Origin of the sequence: Streptomyces sp. MNU76, assembly GCF_020982545.1 — a bacterium.
GTDB lineage: Bacteria > Actinomycetota > Actinomycetes > Streptomycetales > Streptomycetaceae > Streptomyces.
Genome location: NZ_JAJKLK010000010.1, coordinates 106359 through 124838, shown reverse-complemented (window position 1 = coordinate 124838; position 18480 = coordinate 106359). Strand labels below are relative to the sequence as shown.

Genomic DNA, 18480 nt, shown 5'->3' with positions numbered 1-18480 from the left:
GACAGAGTGGGCACCGGTCCTCAGGGACTCCGGTCCCCTCGTGCCCACCTCTCTGGAGTCGCGTTGTACACCGCACACCCCGACCGCTACGCGGACATGCCCTACCGGCGCACCGGACGCAGCGGCCTGAAACTGCCCGCACTCTCGCTCGGCCTGTGGCACAACTTCGGCCCCGACCGCTCCGTCGAGACGCAGCGCGCGATCCTGCGCCGCGCCTTCGACCTGGGCGTCACCCACTTCGACCTGGCCAACAACTACGGCCCGCCGCCCGGCTCCGCCGAGTCCGCCCTCGGCGAGGCCCTCAGGACCGACCTCGCCCCGTACCGCGACGAGCTGGTCATCTCCACCAAGGCCGGCTATCTGATGTGGCCCGGTCCGTACGGCGAGTGGGGCTCGCGCAAGTACGTGCTCTCCTCGCTCGACCAGAGCCTGAAGCGGATGGGCCTGGACTACGTCGACATCTTCTACTCGCACCGCCCCGACCCGGAGACTCCGCTGGAGGAGACGATGGGCGCGCTGCACTCGGCGGTCCAGCAGGGCAAGGCGCTGTACGTGGGTGTCTCCAACTACTCGGCCGAGCAGACCCGTGAGGCCGCCCGGATCCTGGGCGAGCTGGGCACCCCCCTCCTCATCCACCAGCCGCGCTACTCCATGCTCGACCGGCGCCCCGAGAGCGAGGGCCTGCTCGACGCCCTCGACGAGCTGCAGGTCGGTTCCATCGTCTTCTCCCCGCTGGAGCAGGGCCTGCTGACCTCCCGCTACCTCGACGGCATCCCGGAGGGCTCCCGCGCGGCGAGCGGCAGCCCGTTCCTGAACTCGGAGGCCGTCACCGAGGACCTGGTGGGCAGGCTGCGCGCGCTGGACGAGCTCGCCAAGTCCCGTGGCCAGACCCTCGCGCAGCTCGCCCTGGCCTGGACGCTGCGCGGCGGCCGGGTCACCTCGGCACTCGTCGGCGCGAGCAGCGCCCGCCAGATCGAGGACAGCGTCGGCGCCATCGCCCAGCTCGACTTCGACCCGGAGGAGCTGGCCCGCATCGACGCCATCATCGAGGGCAAGGGCTAGCCTCCGCCCCCGAACACCTCGGCCGGTCCGTACACCCCGGACCGGCCCCGGGGCCGACTAGCTTTCGATCCGCTCCTCCAGGCGGACGGTCACCGACTGCCCCGCCTCCTTCCCGATCGCCCCGCGCAGCTCGGCCCTGACAGGCAGCTTGTGCGTACCGTCGCCCAGGGCCATGAAGGAGCCGCGGAAGGGGTGGCCGTCGATCGTGCCGCGGACCTTGACCAGGCCGCGGGTGCCGAAGAATTCGGCGGACCCGGGCCACACCAGGTAGGTCCAGCCGCCCTTGGCCGGGCTCTTCCGCAGCTCCGCCGTGAAGTGCTCGTCGAGCGTACTCATGATGTCTCCTCCGCTTCCGGTGGTGCGCCACGAACGGGAGACCCGCCGGAGCGGAGGAACTCATCGCACCGGGGACATCGCCGCCGTATTCGGTGAACGCCTTGCCGTCGGCATACGTATGGAGGAAAGCCGAAGCCCCCGGTCGGAGGCCCCTTCGCAGCGTTTCGGCCAATCGCGCCCTCGCATATGCCAGGAGACTGGCTGAATTGGCATGGTGACAGAGGGTCAGGAGTGGCGATACTCGACTGACAGGGCGATTGAGTCATGAACGAACGCGCACTGCCGCGCGCTCTTCACGTCACTGTGCGTGACGTTCTCGTCGCCGGAAACGCACGACCAGCAAGTCTGCGAGGCGAGAGCAAGCCCGCGCGGCGAGTGGGGCCGGGCGGGTCCGGCGGTGCGATCGGGGGAGCGAAGCGTGCACGACGAATTCCTGTGCCATGTCACCGCGTACGGCTGGTGCGGCGGTCAGCGCGTCGGCGTGCCCCTCGGTACCTACCGCGCCCCCACCCTGGCGCTCGCCCTGTGGTGGATGCGCGACCGTGCGTTATGGATCGCCGAACGCCTCGACCCACGTCCCGAGAACCCGAACTTCCCTCCCCGCGCGGTCGTCCCGGTCGCCGACACCGTACCCGACGTACCCAGCCAGCTGCGCGCCTGGTCCGCCGACGACGTACAACAGGATCTCGTCGCCGAGGAGTTGGCCGCCGGGAACCTGGTCCGGATCGCCACCAATGACGACACCACGGAGTACGAACTGCTCGCGGAGTCCGTCGACGCCGTCCGCATGCAGCGCATCGCCCAGCGCATCGCCGCACCCGCCGCCTGACGCCGGGCTCGAACCGGTCCCGGATCCGCGCCGCACCTCGCCGAGCGCGCATATGGGGACCCATCGGTAGAATTTTCGACATGGCAGAGCGGTCGATCCCCTCGACTGCGCCCGCACTCGTGCTGGAGACCGAGTCGGGCTCGACCGTGCTGGCCCCGTCCCACTACTACCACGTGGGGCGCGACCCGCTCAGCGACGTCGTCCTCGACGACGACCGGGTCTCGTGGCACCACGCGGTGCTGCGGGCCGAGGCCGGCCACTGGACCATCGAGGACGAGAACAGCACCAACGGCACGTACGCCGACGGCCACCGGATCCACGAGTGGGACGTCGGCCCCGGCACGGTCATCCACTTCGGGAGCCTGCCCGACGGCCCCGCGCGGTGCTCACCGGCCTCGCCCCCGAACGCCCCTCCGGCATCCACCGCCCCGCCACCACCGGCACCTTCCGACAGCCCACCAGCGTCCACCCGCTGCCGAGCGGACCGTCCGCATCGGCCGCGCAGCCGACAACGACCTGGTCATCGACGACCTCGTCGTCTCCCGCCGGCACGCCGAGCTGCGGGCGCGGCCGGAGGGCACGTACGAGATCGTCGACCTCGGCAGCCACAACGGCACCTACCTCAACGGCACCCCCGTCGACCGGGCGCCGGTCACTCCCGGTGACATCGTCGGCATCGGTCACTCCGCGTTCTGCCTGGTCGGCGACACACTCCAGGAGTACGTCGACACCGGTGAGGTCTCCCTCGACGTCCAGGAGCTCACGGTCGCCGTCGACCGCGGCCGGAAGACGTTGCTCGACGCAGTGTCGTTTCCGGTCGGCGAGAAATGCCTCCTCGCCGTCGTCGGCCCGAGCGGCGCCGGCAAGTCCACCCTCCTGAACGCCCTCACCGGCCAGCGCCCCGCCGACACCGGCACCGTCCTCTACGACGGCCGCGACCTGTACCGCGACTACGCGGAGCTGCGCCAGCGCATCGGCCTGGTCCCGCAGGACGACATCCTGCACGCCCAGCTGACCGTCCGCAGAGCCCTCTCCTACGCCGCCCAACTCCGCTTCCCCCAGGACACCGCGAAGGCCGAGCGACAGGCGCGGGCCGACGAGGTGATCCGCGAACTCGGCCTGGAACAGCGCGCCGGCCAGCCCATCCACAGCCTCTCCGGCGGCCAGCGCAAACGGGTCAGCGTCGCCCTGGAACTCCTGACCAAACCCTCCCTGCTCTTCCTGGACGAACCGACCTCCGGGCTCGACCCCGGCATGGACCGCTCGGTGATGCACATGCTGCGCGGCCTCGCCGACGACGGCCGCACCGTCATCGTCGTCACCCACAGCGTCCTCAGCCTCGACGTCTGCGACCGCCTCCTCGTCCTCGCGCCCGGCGGCAAGGTCGCCTACTACGGCCCGCCGGAGGACACCCTCGCCTTCTTCGGCTTCCAGCAGTGGCCGGAGGCGTTCGAGGCCTTCGAACGGGACCGGGAGCGGGACTGGGCGGGGGAGTACCGCGACTCGCCCTTCCGGAGCCGGTACGTCACCGCCGCCATGGACCGGCCCTACCAGGCCGAATCGGAACCGGTCGCCGTGGCGCCGCCGCCCAAGCCGCAGAGCTGGGGCGCCCAACTGGGAACACTGGTCCGCCGGTACACGGCCGCGCTCAGCGCCGACCGCACCTTCCTCGCCATCATGATCGCGCTGCCGTTCGTGATGGGGGCGATGGCCAGGGCACTCGCGGGCGGCACCCTGGACCGTGAGACCGCCATGAACGCCCTGCTCATCCTCTGCGTGGGCGGCGTCCTGACGGGCGCCGCGAACGCCGTGCGCGAACTGGTCAAGGAGCGGGTCATCTACCGGCGCGAGAGAGCCGTGGGCCTGTCCAGATCCGCGTACCTGATGTCCAAGGTCGTCGTCCTCGGCACGGTCACCGTCCTCCAGGCCGTCGTCCTCACCCTGGTCGCGCTGCTCGGCGTCGACCTCAACGCCCCCGGCGGCGAAGGGGTGCTGCTGCCACCCCTGGTCGAGATCACGATCGCCGTGGCACTGCTCGCGTTCACCGCGATGATGCTCGGCCTGGTCGTCTCCGCGCTGGTCCGCAAGGAGGAGGTCACCATGCCGCTGCTGGTGCTCCTCGCGATCGTCCAGGTCGTGTTCTGCGGCGCCCTGCTGGACGTGCGGGGCACGATCGTCCTCGAACAGCTGGCGTGGCTGGTGCCGTCGCGGTGGGCTTTCGCCGCGATGGCCGGCACGATCGACCTGGAACGGATCGTCCCCGACACCTCTGACCCGCTGTTCGCGCACTCGGCGGGCGTCTGGCTGCTCGACCTCGGGATGCTCGTCGTCCTCTCGCTGCTCTGCGGCTGGGCCGTCGCCCGGCTGCTGCGCCGCCGTGAGCCCGCGGTGATGCGGAAGTAGCCGCCATGACGACCCCCGGCTTCCTGCCCACCCATGTCGTCCCGCCGGACGGCCTGCCCGCCTGGGAGAGCCCGGACCCGGCCCACCCGACCGTGGCCCTCGACGCGCTGCTGCCGGTCCAGCTGCTGGAGCGGCGCGGTGACTGGGGCCGGGTCCTGTGCGCCAACGGCTGGTCCGCCTGGGTCGACGGCCGCCTCCTCGTCGCCGTACCGCAGGACCCGCCCGCCGCCGGTGCCGCTCCTGCCCGCACGGCCGACCCACGCCCGCTGCTGGCCCGCGCCGAGGATGCCCTGACGCGCTACCGCACCGAGGCGGAGGCGCTGGCCGCCGGGCACCGCGACGGCGAGTCCTTCCGCGAGCGCACGAAGGGGCTGCGGATCGGGGTGGTCGTCGACGGCGAGTCGCTGTGGCTGTTCGACGCGGCGCACGAGCGGTGGGTGTACTGCGACGGGACACGGCTGAGCACGTTCGCCGCGGTGGACGAACCGCGCGAGACCCCTGCCGCCCCCGCTTCACACCGGCCCCGGCCCCGGAACCGACACCGGCCCCGGCCCCGGCCCCGGCCCCGGAACCGACACCGACACGGGCTCCGGCTCGGGCAACGTCCCCGGAACCTACGAGGGTCGTGGGGGAGCCGGTGCGCGAACCGACGGACCGGCGAGCGGCCGACCCCTCACCCGCCGGGCCTCGGCCCGCCACCAGGCCGGCCGACCGGGGGCCGAGCGACGGCGAGCCCACGCGCCTGGTCCCGCCGGTGACCCGTGATGAGTGAGACGCAGCCGTACGTCGGGCGTCCCTCCGAACTGGTCGGGCGGCAGATCGCCGGTTACCGCGTCGAACGCGAGATCGGCCGGGGCGGGATGGCCGTCGTCTACCAGGCGCGGGACCTCCGGCTGGAGCGGACGGTCGCCCTGAAGCTGCTCGCCCCGGAACTGGCCCGCAACGACACCTTCCGGCGCCGCTTCACCCACGAGTCACGGGTGGCCGCCGCGATCGACCACCCCCACATCGTGCCGGTCTTCGAGGCGGGCGAGACGGACGGCGTCCTCTACATCGCGATGCGGTACGTCGCCGGCAGCGATCTGCGGCACCTGCTGGACCGGGAGGGGCCGCTGCCGGTCACGACCGCCACCCGCATCGCCGCCCAGGTCGCCTCCGCGCTCGACGCGGCGCACGACCACGGCCTGGTCCACCGGGACGTCAAGCCCGGCAACATCCTGGTCGCGCGGGGCACCGACAGCGACCACCCCGAGCACGTCTACCTCACCGACTTCGGCCTGACGAAGAAGTCGCTGTCCCTGACGGGCTTCACCACCGTCGGCCAGTTCGTGGGGACCCTCGACTACGTGGCGCCGGAGCAGATCTCGGGCAAGCCGGTCGACGGCCGCTGCGACGTCTACAGCCTCGCCTGTGTCGTCCACGAGACACTCGCCGGCCGGCCGCCGTTCCAACGGGACGACGACATGGCCCTGTTGTGGGCCCACCAGTACGACCAGCCGCCGCCGCTGACCGGCGTGCGCCCCGATCTGCCGCGCGCGGTGGACGACGTCATGGCGACCGCGCTGGCCAAGTCCCCGGACGACCGGTACGACTCCTGCCTCTCCTTCGTGGCGGCGCTCCGGGCCGCCGGCACCGCACGCGGCTTCCCGTCGGGGCACGCGCCGACCCGGGCGGTCGCACCGGCCGGGTCCGGACCGCACGACGCCCCGCCCGAGCCGCCCCGGTGGGCCGCACCCGTGTTCATCCGGTCCGACCGGCACCCCGACTGACGTCGAGCCGCTCGATGTGCGCCACGTTCTCCCGGTCGTCGGCGTCCGAGCCGGCCTCGGCGGCGAACCAGGCGTCCAGGATCTCCTTGAGCAGTGGCTCGGAGGTCAGCCGCAACCCAATCGCCAGCACATTGGCGTCGTTCCACCGGCGGGCGCCGTCGGCCGTGTAGGCGTCCGTGCACAGGGCCGCTCGTACACCGGGCACCTTGTTCGCGGCGATCGACGCGCCCGTGCCGGTCCAGCAGCACACGACGGCCTGGTCGGACGCGCCGGAGGCGACCTCGCGCGCCGCAGCCTCGGAGCAGACGGCCCACCGTGGGTCGTCGCCGGCGCGCAGCGCACCGTGCGTCACGACGTCGTGGCCCCGGCCGCGCAACTCCGCGACGAGGAGACGCGCGAGAGGTTCGTCCATGTCGGAGGAGACGGAGATCCGCATGCCCCCGAGGCTACCCGGCCCCTGATGAGTGTGGTGTGCCCGGATGTGGATGGTCCCCAGCGGTGCCGCACCAAGCCGACCGCGCAGGAGTGTCCCCGAGGCCGCGGGGATGGTCCCTCCAGCCCGGCCTGGACGCTCTCCGTCACGCAGTGCTCCCCGCGCCCGCGGAGATGATCCGCTGTCCACGCGGAACGCCGTCGAGCGCCGGCGGCGATCCCCCTCGCTCTGCGTGACCCGCTGCGGGGGATCCCGGCCACCATGGCCGGCGGTGCCGTCACCGGCGTCCTGACCATGCACTTCGGCTCCGGCATGGCCGTCCCCTACGGCGGTTTCCTCGCCGCCGACCATCTCGGCAAGCCGCTGATGCTCGCCGTCGCCATCGCCGCCGGAACCCTGGTGACCGCGGCCGTGGCCATCGGCCTCAAGAGCCTGCGCCGCACGGCACCGGCCACGGCTCCGAAGGACACCGCAGGAGTCCGGCAGGCCGTACCCGTGTCGGCTGACCGATCACTCCGCTCGCAGGGCCCGGCCGACCTCATGCCGTCGCGGCAGTCGGCCGGGCCCTCGGTTGAGCGGGACGCCCGGCGGCGGGATGCTGGAGGCAGCGCCCCCGGTGGGCGCGCAGCGCCGTGCTGGAAAGCGGCAGGAACGACGTCGGGGTGCACACCCATGGACAACGAGCCCGACACGACCACAGGAGCAGAGGGAACCACCGCCCCCGACGACTTCGCGGTCGTCGTCGACGACCGCGGAGTCGTCCTGGTGTGGAGCGCCGGGGCCGGGCGGCTGCTCGGGTACGAGCCCGAGAACGTGGTGGGCCGACCGGCCGCCCATCTGCGCGCCGCGAGGCTGCCCAGCGCGCTGCGACGTCACCTGGCCGCCGGCGAGCCCTGGGTGAGTGAACTCGCCCTGCGGAGGCGGGACGGCGACCGGGTCACCGTGCGGCTCAGGGGCACGCCCCTGCTGGACGCGCGCGGCAGGATCCACTGGGTGGTCAGTCCGGCGGCGGTGACCTACTCCGCCGGGCCGACGGACGCGGGATCCGCCCAGCTGTGGGACCTCACGCTCGCACAGCTTCCGCTGCCCGTGGCCATTTACGACAGCGAGGCCCGGTTCGTCACCTGCAACCAGGTCATGAGCCAGGCCATGGGGCTGAACCCGGACGAGATGCGGGGGCAGACGCTGTGGGAGATCTACCCCACCCCGCCCCTGGACGAGATCGACCGGCTCCAGCACCAGGTCGTACGCACCGGCGAGATGATCTTCCGCGAGGAGCAGCCCTTCCGCGCCTCCGGCGAGGTCCGCGACCACGCGTGGTCGCTGTTCCTGTCCCCGGTGAAGGACAGGGCGGGCGCCGTGCTCGGACTGTCGGCCCTGGTCATCGACATCACCGAGCAGTACTGGGCCCGTCGGCGCCTGGCCGTGCTGAACGACGCCAGCGTGCGTATCGGCAGCACCCTCGACGTGACCCGGACCGCCGAGGAACTGGCCGAGGTGGCGGTGACGGGGTTCGCCGACTTCGCCACCGTCGACCTGCTGGAGTCGGTCGTCCAGGGCCACGAGCCGCAGCCGGTGCCCCCGGACACGTCGGTCGTCTGCCGCCGCACCGCACAGCGGTCGGTGCTGCGTGGATGCCCGGAATCGGTGGTCGCGACCGGCGACACCGACATCCACCCGCCGGGCTCTCCACCGGCCCAGGCACTGATCACCGGCCGGGGCAGCCACCACAGCGCGGGCGACCCGCTGCTGCGTGCGTGGACGGCGGCCGTGCCGGGCCGCGCCGAGAACATACGGCGATTCAAGATCCACTCGGTGTTGATGGTGCCGCTCCGGGCCCGGGGTGTCACCCTGGGCGTGATGCAGCTGATGCGCCACCGCACCGAGGACGCCTTCAGCCAGGACGATCTGGTGCTCGCCGAGGAGATCGCCGCGAGAGCCGCCGTGAGCATCGACAACGCCCGCCGCTACACCCGTGAGCGCCGGACCGCGCTCGCCCTCCAGCGGAGTCTGCTGCCGGAGCGGCTGCCCGAGGTGGAGGCCGTGGACCTCGCCTACCGCTATCTGCCGGCCGGCCCGGGGGACGAGATCGGAGGGGACTGGTTCGATGTGATCTCCCTGTCCGGGGGACGGGTGGCGCTGGTGGTGGGCGACGTGGTGGGCCACGGTGTGCACGCCTCGGCCACGATGGGGCGGCTGCGCTCCGCGGTACGGACCCTCGCCGACGCCGACTTCACGCCCGACGAGCTGCTCACCCGCCTGGACGACCTGGTCATCCGCCTCGACCGGGAGGAGGGCCCGGACGCGCGACGCGCGTCGGAGGAAGCCTCGGGCGAGGTCGGGGCCACCTGCCTCTACGCCGTCTACGACCCCGTCGCCGGTGTGTGCGACCTGGCGCGGGCCGGCCATCCACCCCCCGTTCTGCTGCGCCCCGACGGCACGGCGGAGATCCTGGACCTGCCCCCCGGGCCACCGCTCGGCCTGGGCGGACTGCCCTTCGAGGCAGCCCGCGTCGACATGAGCGAGGGCAGCATGCTCGCCCTCTACACCGACGGCCTCGTCGAGGCTCCCGGTCGCGATGTCGACGTCGGACTCGACCTGCTCACCGAGGCGCTGCGCTGCCCGGCCAGCGACCTGGAGGGTACCTGCGACGAGGTACTGCGCAAGGTGCAGCCCGACCCCCCGGCCGACGACATCGTCCTGCTCCTGGCCCGGACCGCCACGCTCGGCGCCGACCGGGTACGCACCTGGGAGCTGCCCATGGACCCCGCGGCCGTCGCGGGGGCACGCCGGGAGACCGGCGAGCAACTCGACGCCTGGGGACTGGCCGAGCTCGACTTCTCCACCGAACTGATCGTCAGCGAGCTGGTCACCAACGCGATGCGCTACGGCAACGCCCCCATCCGGCTGCGACTCATCCGCGCCGACGCCCTCGTCTGCGAGGTCTCCGACGGCGGCAGCGCCGCCCCGCACCTGCGACGTGCCCGCGTCTTCGACGAGGGTGGACGCGGACTGCTGCTCGTCGCCCAGATCGCCGAGCGCTGGGGCAGCCGCCAGACCTCCGTCGGCAAGACGATCTGGGCCGAGCAGCCCCTGCCGGGCACCGAGACCCCCATCTGACGGACGGCCGGTGGGGCTTCCGGTCCTGAAGGTCGTCAGACGGCGCTGAGGGGACCTGTAGTCGTACGCGGTAGCCGCCTTCGGTGGTGGGGCCTGCGTTGAGGGTGCGGTGGAGGATGTCGGCTCGTTCTCGTAGTCCGACGAACCCTTGTCGTGATCCGGGGAGGGAGAGGGGCGGGTGGGCGGGGTGTTGGTGAGGGCTTCTTGGACGGTGCGGTAGAGGGCGCGTTGGGGGGCGAGTTCGGTGGTGTTGCCGCCGGAGGCGCGGAGCAGGGTGACCATGGTGCGGAGTTCGTCGAGGGTGGTGACGCTCGGGGAGCCATGGTGCGGGCGGCGTTCTTGGTGTCCGGGTACCCTCCGGGCAACCCTACCGAAGTAAAAGAGGGTGATCCGCTTGTGTGATCGGGGGCGGTGGTCGGCCCGGACGCGTCGGCGGTTCCACCGGGGCGGGCGGTGGCGCGGTCGGGTTCGGGGTCGGGTGGTCGGCATCGGGCGGTGGCCAGGAGCAGGTTCGGGCGCCGGTGCCGTCAGGGCGAGGCGGGCGGATCCAGGTGCCGGACGACGATCGACCACGGTCCGTCGGAGCGGGCGTACAGGAGACAGGGGCCGGTGAGCGCGGCTTCGCCCTGCCAGGGACCCACGCGGTTGGCCAACTCGTCGAGGAAGCCGGTGCCGTCCGGTTCGAAGGTGTCGACGAGGAAGTACCCGCCGTCGTCGGAGCGCGGATCGCCCTCGTACCGCAGCGTCGCGATCCCGGGCCCGCCGGTGTGGCGCAGCACGTCCGAGGCGGGACGCCGCGTGTGGCCCGCACAGGGCAGCGCGCTCGACAGCGGGCTCACGTCGACCGTCCACGGTCCGTCCGCCTGGACGCGGAACGCCCGCACCGGCCGGTCGTCGGCGTTCACCAGGGCGCGGCACGAGAAGGGGCCGTCGGTGTAGACGAGTTGACTCTGCGAGTGCAGTCTGCCGTCCAGGGTGTCCACGACGAAATGCCCGTTCCCCGAGTGGGTGATGTCGAGGATGACCGGACCCGTCCCGGTGGTGAGCCGGGCGACCGTGTCGCCGTCACCATCGATCCGCTGGAGCGCCGGATCGCCGGCGGTCAGCAGCGGGGGCGCCTGCCGGGGCGGCTCGTCGCTCCTGCCGACCTCGGAGGGCGGCACCACGGGGGCCTGTCGCCGCGCACGGTCGTGTCGGAACCACTTCATGGAGCCCCCCGGTGACGTCTGCGCACAAAGTATTGGGCGTCCGACTCTCCACGTATACAAAAAGGACCGCACTTCACCAACCGGCTTCCTGGCGTGGGGGATTGTGGCGTTCATCATCGGGGTGACCGCGCCGCGCGGTTGCCGCATCGGCCCCGACGGCTCCGGAACCATGTGCTTCGTGCCCTCGGCGGACTTCCTGCGCAGCATCCCGGCCCGGCGCCCGCCGATCCGACCCGTCGCCCACCGATCTGACCCGGCGTCCGCCGGTCCGACCGGCGCTCACCGAGCCGTCAGTACGCGTCCTCGCCCTCGACGAACGTCCGCACCACCTCGATGTCCCCGATCCGGGACACGTCCACCCGGCGCGGATCGTCTCCCAGCACGACGAGGTCGGCCCGCCTGCCGGGGGTGATGCTGCCCGCGTCGCCGTCCCAGTGGCAGGCGCGGGCGGCCTCGACGGTGTACGCGCGCAGCGCCTCCTCGACCGTGATCGCCTCGCCGGGGCCGATGAGGCGGCCGGACTCCGAGGCCCGCTCCACCATGAACTGGATCGCCCGCAGCGGGGCGCCGTTCGCGACCGGGCGGTCGGAGCTGCCGGCGACCCGGACACCGTGGTCGAGGAAGCCCCGGCCCCGGTACAGCCAGCCGGCCCGGTCCTCGCCCATGACCGTCGCGTAGTCGTCGCCGTAGTCGTCGCCGTAGTAGCGCAGGAAGCACGGCTGGATGACGACGGTGACCCCCAGCGCGGCCAGCCGGGGCAGCTGGTCGGGGCGGACCAGTCCGGCGTGCTCGACGCGATGGCGCGCCTCCGGGCGGGGGCTCAGCTTCCGGGCCTTCTCCAGCGCGTCCAGGGCGACGTCGAGCGCCCGGTCGCCGATCGCGTGCACGGCGAGCTGCCAGCCCGCGAGGTGTCCCTCGACGATCGTGCTCCCCAGGACCTCGGGCTCGTGCATGAGCTGACCGGAGCCACCGAAGCCACCGGAGCCTTCGGGGGTCAGGTACGGGCTGGTCAGGGCCGCCGTACGAGCCATCATGCCGCCGTCGGTGAAGATCTTGAGCGAGCCGAGGGAGAGGGCGCCCTCGCCGAAGCCCGTGCGCAGGCCGAGGTCGATCGCCCGGCTCGTGGTGTCCTCGGCGTCCGCGCGCACCGGGCGCAGCGCGTCGGCGGCCACCATCAGCCGTACCCGCAGCGGCAGTCGGCCCGACTCGTGGGCGAGCTGGTACGCGGCGCCCTCGATGGGGCTGTGCCCGAACAGTCGTGCCCCGACGCCCGCTTCGGCGCACCCCGTGATGCCCTCGGAACGGCAGACGCGGGCGGCGTGCTCGATCGCCGTCGCCAGTTCGGCGAGCGAGTGCGGCGGCCGGGAGCGCAGCGCGGCCCCCATGGCGCCCTCCGCGAGGAAGCCGTCCGGCCGGGCCACCTCCGCCGGAAGCCCCGCGAGGACCGCCGAGTTGACGAGGCAGGCGTGCCCGGAGAGGTGACCCAGGCACACCTTGCGACCGGCGCTGACGGTGTCGAGGTCGCGCGCCGTGAGCGGGCGGTCGAGGGTGCGCTGGTCGTAGCCGCCGAAGTCCACCCAGCCGCCGGCCGGAGCGTCGGCCACCGCCTCCGCGACCACCCGGAGCACGTCGTCGGCGCGCCGACTCGGCGCGACACTGGGCGCTTTGGCCTTCAGGCCCGCCCACGCCAGGTGCACATGGGCGTCGACGAAGCCGGGGAGCACGGTGGCGCCGTCCAGGTCCAGCGTCCGCCGCGCCGGAAGGCCCGCCACGTCCTCGTCCAGACCGACGACGCGCCCCCGCCAGATCCCGAGCTCCCGGGCGGCCGGGTGGTCCGGATCCATCGTGACGATGCGGGCGTTGGTGATCCTGGTGCTGAGCATGGACGGGTCCTTCCGGTCGGGGCGGTGCGCCCGGTGTGTCTCGTATGAGTGAAGTGGCTGTGAAGTGGCCTGCCGCGTCTGCGAGTTGACGGTCGCTTCGGCTGATGTCCTTGGCCTTCGAGGAGGCCGCTCAGGTCTCGAAGACGTCTCGGGGCTGGCCCAGGAAGGCAAATGTAGTTAGCCTTACCTAAGTTTCCTTGTGCGTCTCCTGTGTTGGCGAAACCGGTCCGGAGTGTTGCGTGAGAAAAGCGGACCCACCGGGACGGAACGTCCTGTGGCGCGCGGTCGGCGGACAGCGTCGGGACGTCCTGCTCGGCTCGGTCCTGGGGATGGGACACCAGACGGGCGAGGCCCTGGTGCCGGTGCTCATCGGACTGGCCATCGAACGCGGGGCCGTGGACGGCGACATCCCCGGACTGCTGCTGTGGCTGCTCGTCCTGGCCGCCGTGTACGTCGGGCTCTCCTTCAGCTTCCGGTTCAGCGCGCGGGCCGGTGAACGTGCCGCCGTCACCGCCGCGCACCACCTCCGGACCGCGCTCGTCGGCCGAGTCCTCGCACCCGAGGGCGGCGCCGAACAGGGAAGACTGCCCGGCGAGTTGACGAACATCGCCACCGAGGACGCCAAGCGGGTCGGGGCCGTGGCCATGGCCCTCATCGTCGCCTGCGCGGCCACCGCCGGGCTCGTGGTCAGCGCGGTCGCCCTGCTGCGCGTCTCGCTCGTCCTCGGCCTGCTCGTCCTCCTGGGCACCCCCCTGCTGCTGTGGCTGGGACACCTGTTGAGCAAGCCCCTGGAACGGCGCAGCGAGACCGAACAGGACCGCGCCGCACAGGCCTCCGGAGTCGCCGCCGACCTGGTGGCCGGACTGCGCGTCCTCAAGGGCATCGGTGCCGAGCAGGCGGCCGTCGCCCGTTACCGGCGCGTCAGCCAGGACTCCCTCGCCGCGACCCTGCGCGCCGCCCGCGCCGAGGCCTGGCAGAACGGTGTCGTCACCATCCTCACCGGTGCCTTCATCGCCCTGGTCGCCCTCGTCGGCGGACGGCTCGCCGCACGCGGTGACATCGGCCTCGGCGAACTCGTCTCCTCCGTGGGGCTCGCCCTGTTCATCGTCGGCCCGCTCTCCGAGTTCGCGTGGATCAACACCGAACTCGCGCAGGGCCGCGCCTCCGCCGCCCGTATCGCCGAGGTGCTGGACGCCCCCGGGGCCGTACCCGCGCAGGGGCCCGCCGAGGCTCTCCCGGCGGTCGGCGTCGAGGGACGGCTGACCCTGCGCGGCCTCACCCACGGCCCCCTGCGCGGGGTCGACCTCGACATCGCCCCCGGCGAGACCGTCGGCGTCGCCACCACCGACCCCGCCGACGCGACGGCGCTGCTGCGCTGCCTCGGCCGCCACACCGACCCCGACGACGGGTCCGTGGAACTGGACGGCACCCCGCTGACCGCTCTCGGACCGGACGACGTCCGCGCCGCGATGCTCGTCGCCGAGCACGACGCCGACCTGTTCGAGGGAACGGTCCTGGACAACGTGACGGCGGCGATCGGCACCACCGTGCCGACACGAGCGACGAACTCCGCGACGGCGGCCGTCACCGCCGCGATGGCCGCCTCCGGTACCGACGAGGTCGCCCGCGCGCTGCCCGACGGCGTGCACACCGCCGTCACCGCGCGCGGCCGTTCACTCTCCGGCGGCCAACGCCAGCGCGTGGCCCTGGCGCGCGCCCTGGCCGCCGACGCGCCGGTCCTCGTCGTGCACGAACCGGCGACCGCCGTCGACGCCGTCACCGAGAGCCGCATCGCCGCCGGCGTCCGGGACGTCCGCGGCGGACGCACCACGCTCCTGGTGACCAACAGCCCCGCCCTGCTCGCCGTCACCGACCGTGTCGTCCTCCTCCACGAAGGCCGGGTCACCGCGACCGGCGACCACGAACGCCTCGCCCACGAGTGCGCCGACTACCGGACGGCGGTCCTCACATGACCGATCACGCCGCATCCGCGGGGACCGACGAGGCCGCGGAGGCCCCTCGACACGCCGAGACCGCGCGAGCCGGGGGAGCCGGGGGCGCCGGGGGAGTCCTCCGAGGCCGGGACGCGGCAGCGCTCGCCGAAGCCGGCCCGCCCGCCGAGGGCGCGGACGCAGGGAAAGACGTCCGGTCGGTCGTGGCCGCGGACGACGCCGGAACCGTCCGGCCCGACGAGGCCGTGGGCGTCGCCGAAGCCGGGGAAGTCGGCCACGGCGTCGGAGCCGTCGAGGCCCACTCCCGGGGCAGTGACCAAGCCGGACCCGTGCTGCTGCCCGTCGCCACGCACGCCCGTACGCGTGCCGCGGTCGCCGAACTTCTGCGGCCGCAGCGGCGGTTGGCGGTGGCCGCGTTCGCCGTCATGGTCGGGTCCACCGCCCTCGGCCTGCTCGTGCAGCCCCTGCTCGGCCGGATCGTCGACCTGGCCGCCGACCGGGGGTCCGCCGACGCCATCACCGCCACCGCGGCGCTCCTCGTGGCCGTCGCCGTCGCGCAGGGCGTCACCGCCGGGTTCGGGCTGTCGCAGATTGCCCGGCTCGGCGAGACCACCCTGGCCCGGCTGCGCGAACGCTTCGTCGAGCGCGCCCTGGCCCTCCCTCTGGACCGCGTGGAGAAGGCCGGCGCCGGCGATCTGACCGCCCGGGTCACTGCCGACGTCTCCCTCATCGCCGACGCCGTCCGCAACGCGCTGCCCGCGCTCGGCCGCTCGGTGCTCACCATCGTCCTCACCTTCGGCGCCCTCGCCCTGCTCGACTGGCGGTTCCTGCTGGCCGCGCTCCTCGCGGTCCCCGTGCAGGCGGCCACAGCCCGCTGGTACGTCGCCCGCGCCATCCCGCTCTACGCCGAGCAGCGGGTGGCCGCCGGCGCCCAGCAGCAGCAGATGCTCGACACCATCGGCGGCAGCTCCACCGTGCGGGCGTTCCGTCTGGGCCGCGAGCACACCGAGCGGGTGACCGAACGGTCGTGGTCCGTGGTGGCGCTGACCATGCGGGGCCTGCGGCTCGTCCTCGGCTTCTACAGCAGGCTGCACATCGCCGAGTACATCGGGCTCGCCGCCGTCCTCGTCACCGGCTACTGGCTGGTCCGCGACGGCTCCGCCAGCATCGGCACGGCGACCGCCGCCGCCCTGTACTTCCACAGCCTGTTCGGCCCCGTCAACGCGGCCCTCGCCCTCCTCGACGACGCCCAGTCGGCCACGGCGGGCCTCGCCCGGCTCGTCGGCGTCACCGACGAACCCGTGGCCCCGCCCCCGACACGCACCGTCGCGGCCGGCGGTGTCGACGTCACCGTCCGGGGGCTCGGCCACGCCTACCGGCCGGGCCACGCCGTCCTGCACGACATCGACCTGACGATCCGCCACGGCGAACGCGTGGCCCTCGTCGGCGCCAGCGGAGCCGGCAAGACCACCCTGGCGCGACTCGTCGCGGGCATTCAGCCACCCACCACCGGCGCCGTCCTGGTGGGCGGGGTCCCGCCCACCGAACTCGGCTCCGCCGTCTCCCGCACGATCGCCCTGATCACCCAGGAGACCCATGTCTTCGCGGGCCCCCTCGCCGACGACCTGCGGCTCGCCAGGCCCGACGCCACCGACGACGAACTGCGCGCCGCGCTCGACCGGGTCGACGCCCTGGCCTGGGCCGAGGCCCTGCCCGACGGCCTCGCCACGGTCGTCGGCGACGGCGGTCACCAGCTCAGCGGCGAACGGACCCAGGCCCTCGCCCTGGCCCGGCTGATCCTCGCCGACCCGCCCCTGGTGATCCTCGACGAGGCCACCGCGGAGGCGGGCAGCGCCGGAGCCCGCACGCTGGAGAAGGCCGTCGCCCGCGCCGTCGACGGCCGGACCGCGCTGATCGTCGCCCACCGCCTCAGCCAGGCGGCGACCGCCGACCGCGTCGTCGTCATGGAGGACGGCCGCGTGGTCGAGAGCGGCACCCACGACGAACTCCACGCCGCGCGAGGCCCCTACGCCGCCCTCTGGGCGGCCTGGTCGGACGCCCGCGACACCGGCCCACGGCCGGCCCCCGAGACCCCCACACGCACCGCTCCGCAGAAACCCGAACCGAAGGACCGCTGATGTTCCGCTCCCGCAGAGCGCCACGGCTCGCCGTCGTGCTCGCCTCCGCCACCCTGCTCCTCGCCACCGCGTGCGCCGGCGGCTCCGACTCCGACGACGCGTCGGGCGCCGGCGCGGAGGCGAGCACCTCCTCCGGTGACTCCGCCTTCCCGGTCTCCCTCGACCACAAGTACGGCAGCACCACGATCAAGGCCGAACCCAAGCGGATCGTCACCGTCGGCCTCACCGACCAGGACGCGGTCCTCGCCCTCGGCAAGGTCCCGGTCGGCACCACCGAATGGCTCGGCGGCTACCAGGGCGCCATCGGCCCCTGGGCCGAGGACAAGCTCGGCTCCGCCGAGGCGCCGACCGTCCTGAAGGACACCGGCACCGGCCCGCAGGTGGAGAAGATCGCCGCCCTCAAGCCCGACCTGATCCTCGCGGTGTACGGCGGACTGACCAAGGAACAGTACGAGTCGCTGTCGAAGTTCGCGCCCGTGGTCGCCCAGCCGAAGGCGTACAACGACTACGGCGTCCCGTGGCAGGAGCAGACCGAGACCATCGGCAAGGCGCTCGGCAAGCCCGAGGAGGCCGCGAAGGCGGTCGCCGACACCGAGGTGAAGATCAAGGCCGCCGCCGACGACAACCCCGGCTTCAAGGGCGCCTCGGCGGTCATGGCGACCCCGTACGAGGGCATGTTCGTCTTCGGCAGCCAGGACGCCCGGTCCCGTCTGCTGACCGGCCTCGGCTTCGCCCTGCCGACGGACCTGGACAAGGCGATCGGCGACAAGTTCGGCGCGAACATCAGCAAGGAGCGCACCGACCTGCTCGACCAGGACGCCGTCGTGTGGATCGTCGGCGACCCCGCGAAGGACGCCGCGAAGCTGCACAAGGACGCCTCTTACAAGGACCTGAAGGTCGTGAAGGAGGGCCGCGAGGTCTTCGTGAACGAGAGCAGCGACTACGGCAACGCCACGTCCTTCGTCTCGGTCCTCAGCCTGCCGTACGTGGTGGAGCGGCTGGCCCCGCAGCTGGCGGCGGCCGTCGACGGCAAGGCGGACACCGAGGTGGAGCAGCCCGCCTCCTGACGCGGCGGCGACAGCGCGGCACGACGAAGGGGGCCGGTCACCGACCGGCCCCCTCTCGTGCACCTGGTGTCAGCCGTCCATCGACTCCGCCAGACTGCGCGGCCGCATGTCCGTCCAGTGGGTCTCGACGTGATCCAGGCAGGACTGCCGCGAGTCGGGTCCGTGGACCACCCGCCAGCCGGCCGGCACGTCCACGAAGTCCGGCCACAGGCTGTGCTGGTTCTCGTCGTTGACCAGCACCAGATAGGTGCCCTCGGGGTCCTCGAACGGGTTGCTCATG

General features: G+C 73.0%; 13 protein-coding genes and 2 pseudogenes. 9 read left to right on the top strand and 6 right to left on the bottom strand.

The window, feature by feature from the left end; all coding sequences use genetic code 11:
* Positions 1–63: 63 nt before the first annotated feature.
* Positions 64–1062 carry an L-glyceraldehyde 3-phosphate reductase gene (gene mgrA, locus E4N62_RS24435; RefSeq protein WP_268269785.1) on the top strand — a complete coding sequence of 333 codons (999 nt, stop codon included), beginning with the start codon at positions 64–66 and terminating at the stop codon, positions 1060–1062.
* Between the two features lie 57 nt (positions 1063–1119).
* Here the strand turns inward: mgrA and E4N62_RS24430 are convergent, their stop codons facing one another.
* Positions 1120–1398, bottom strand: a complete 279-nt coding sequence (locus E4N62_RS24430) for a DUF1905 domain-containing protein (RefSeq protein WP_230217727.1) — start codon at positions 1396–1398, stop codon at positions 1120–1122.
* Positions 1399–1816: 418 nt separating this feature from the next.
* Between E4N62_RS24430 and E4N62_RS24425 the strand changes: the two genes are divergently transcribed.
* The 4 genes and pseudogenes from E4N62_RS24425 to E4N62_RS24410 all read left to right on the top strand — a co-directional run bounded on the left by E4N62_RS24425 (position 1817) and on the right by E4N62_RS24410 (position 6399).
* Positions 1817–2227, top strand: a complete 411-nt coding sequence (locus E4N62_RS24425; protein ID WP_217179003.1) for a hypothetical protein — start codon at positions 1817–1819, stop codon at positions 2225–2227.
* A gap of 80 nt (positions 2228–2307) precedes the next feature.
* A pseudogene (locus E4N62_RS24420) lies at positions 2308–4630 on the top strand (FHA domain-containing protein).
* 5 nt (positions 4631–4635) lie between these two features.
* Complete coding sequence (locus tag E4N62_RS49605; protein WP_374117051.1) at positions 4636–5388, top strand: hypothetical protein; 753 nt, start codon at positions 4636–4638, stop codon at positions 5386–5388.
* Between the two features lie 6 nt (positions 5389–5394).
* Complete coding sequence (locus E4N62_RS24410) at positions 5395–6399, top strand: serine/threonine-protein kinase (protein WP_230217725.1); 1005 nt, start codon at positions 5395–5397, stop codon at positions 6397–6399.
* On the opposite strand, the gene E4N62_RS24405 is transcribed toward E4N62_RS24410, so the two are convergent.
* The gene (locus E4N62_RS24405) at positions 6371–6835 is read right to left on the bottom strand and encodes an RpiB/LacA/LacB family sugar-phosphate isomerase (protein ID WP_230217723.1); all 465 of its coding nucleotides are present in this window, start codon (positions 6833–6835) and stop codon (positions 6371–6373) included. The genes E4N62_RS24410 and E4N62_RS24405 overlap by 29 nt on opposite strands.
* Positions 6836–7504: 669 nt before the next feature.
* Here E4N62_RS24405 and E4N62_RS24400 point away from each other — a divergent pair.
* A complete protein-coding gene (locus tag E4N62_RS24400) occupies positions 7505–9952 on the top strand; it encodes a SpoIIE family protein phosphatase (protein WP_230217846.1) in 2448 nt (815 codons plus the stop codon).
* A gap of 49 nt (positions 9953–10001) precedes the next feature.
* Here E4N62_RS24400 and E4N62_RS24395 read toward each other — a convergent pair.
* The 3 genes and pseudogenes from E4N62_RS24395 to E4N62_RS24385 form a co-directional block, all read right to left on the bottom strand.
* A pseudogene (locus E4N62_RS24395) lies at positions 10002–10299 on the bottom strand (two-component sensor histidine kinase); the annotation flags it as partial.
* A gap of 180 nt (positions 10300–10479) precedes the next feature.
* The gene (locus E4N62_RS24390) at positions 10480–11160 is read right to left on the bottom strand and encodes a hypothetical protein (protein WP_230217720.1); all 681 of its coding nucleotides are present in this window, start codon (positions 11158–11160) and stop codon (positions 10480–10482) included.
* A gap of 290 nt (positions 11161–11450) precedes the next feature.
* Positions 11451–13043 (bottom strand): amidohydrolase, encoded by a 1593-nt coding sequence (locus E4N62_RS24385; protein WP_230217718.1) that lies wholly within the window; start codon positions 13041–13043, stop codon positions 11451–11453.
* A gap of 239 nt (positions 13044–13282) precedes the next feature.
* Here E4N62_RS24385 and E4N62_RS24380 point away from each other — a divergent pair, with 239 nt between their 5' ends.
* From E4N62_RS24380 to E4N62_RS24370, 3 genes are read left to right on the top strand one after another with little or no spacing between them, the layout of a single operon-like run.
* Positions 13283–15016, top strand: coding sequence for an ABC transporter ATP-binding protein (locus tag E4N62_RS24380; RefSeq protein ID WP_230217716.1), 1734 nt, complete (start codon positions 13283–13285; stop codon positions 15014–15016).
* Positions 15013–17133, top strand: a complete 2121-nt coding sequence (locus E4N62_RS24375) for an ABC transporter ATP-binding protein (RefSeq protein ID WP_230217714.1) — start codon at positions 15013–15015, stop codon at positions 17131–17133. The genes E4N62_RS24380 and E4N62_RS24375 overlap by 4 nt, the downstream gene beginning before the upstream one ends.
* Positions 17133–18200 (top strand): iron-siderophore ABC transporter substrate-binding protein, encoded by a 1068-nt coding sequence (locus tag E4N62_RS24370; protein ID WP_230217712.1) that lies wholly within the window; start codon positions 17133–17135, stop codon positions 18198–18200. The genes E4N62_RS24375 and E4N62_RS24370 overlap by 1 nt, the downstream gene beginning before the upstream one ends.
* Before the next feature lie 69 nt (positions 18201–18269).
* Here the strand turns inward: E4N62_RS24370 and E4N62_RS24365 are convergent, their stop codons facing one another.
* The gene (locus E4N62_RS24365; protein ID WP_033526179.1) at positions 18270–18479 is read right to left on the bottom strand and encodes an MbtH family protein; all 210 of its coding nucleotides are present in this window, start codon (positions 18477–18479) and stop codon (positions 18270–18272) included.
* Between the last annotated feature and the right edge of the window lies 1 nt (position 18480).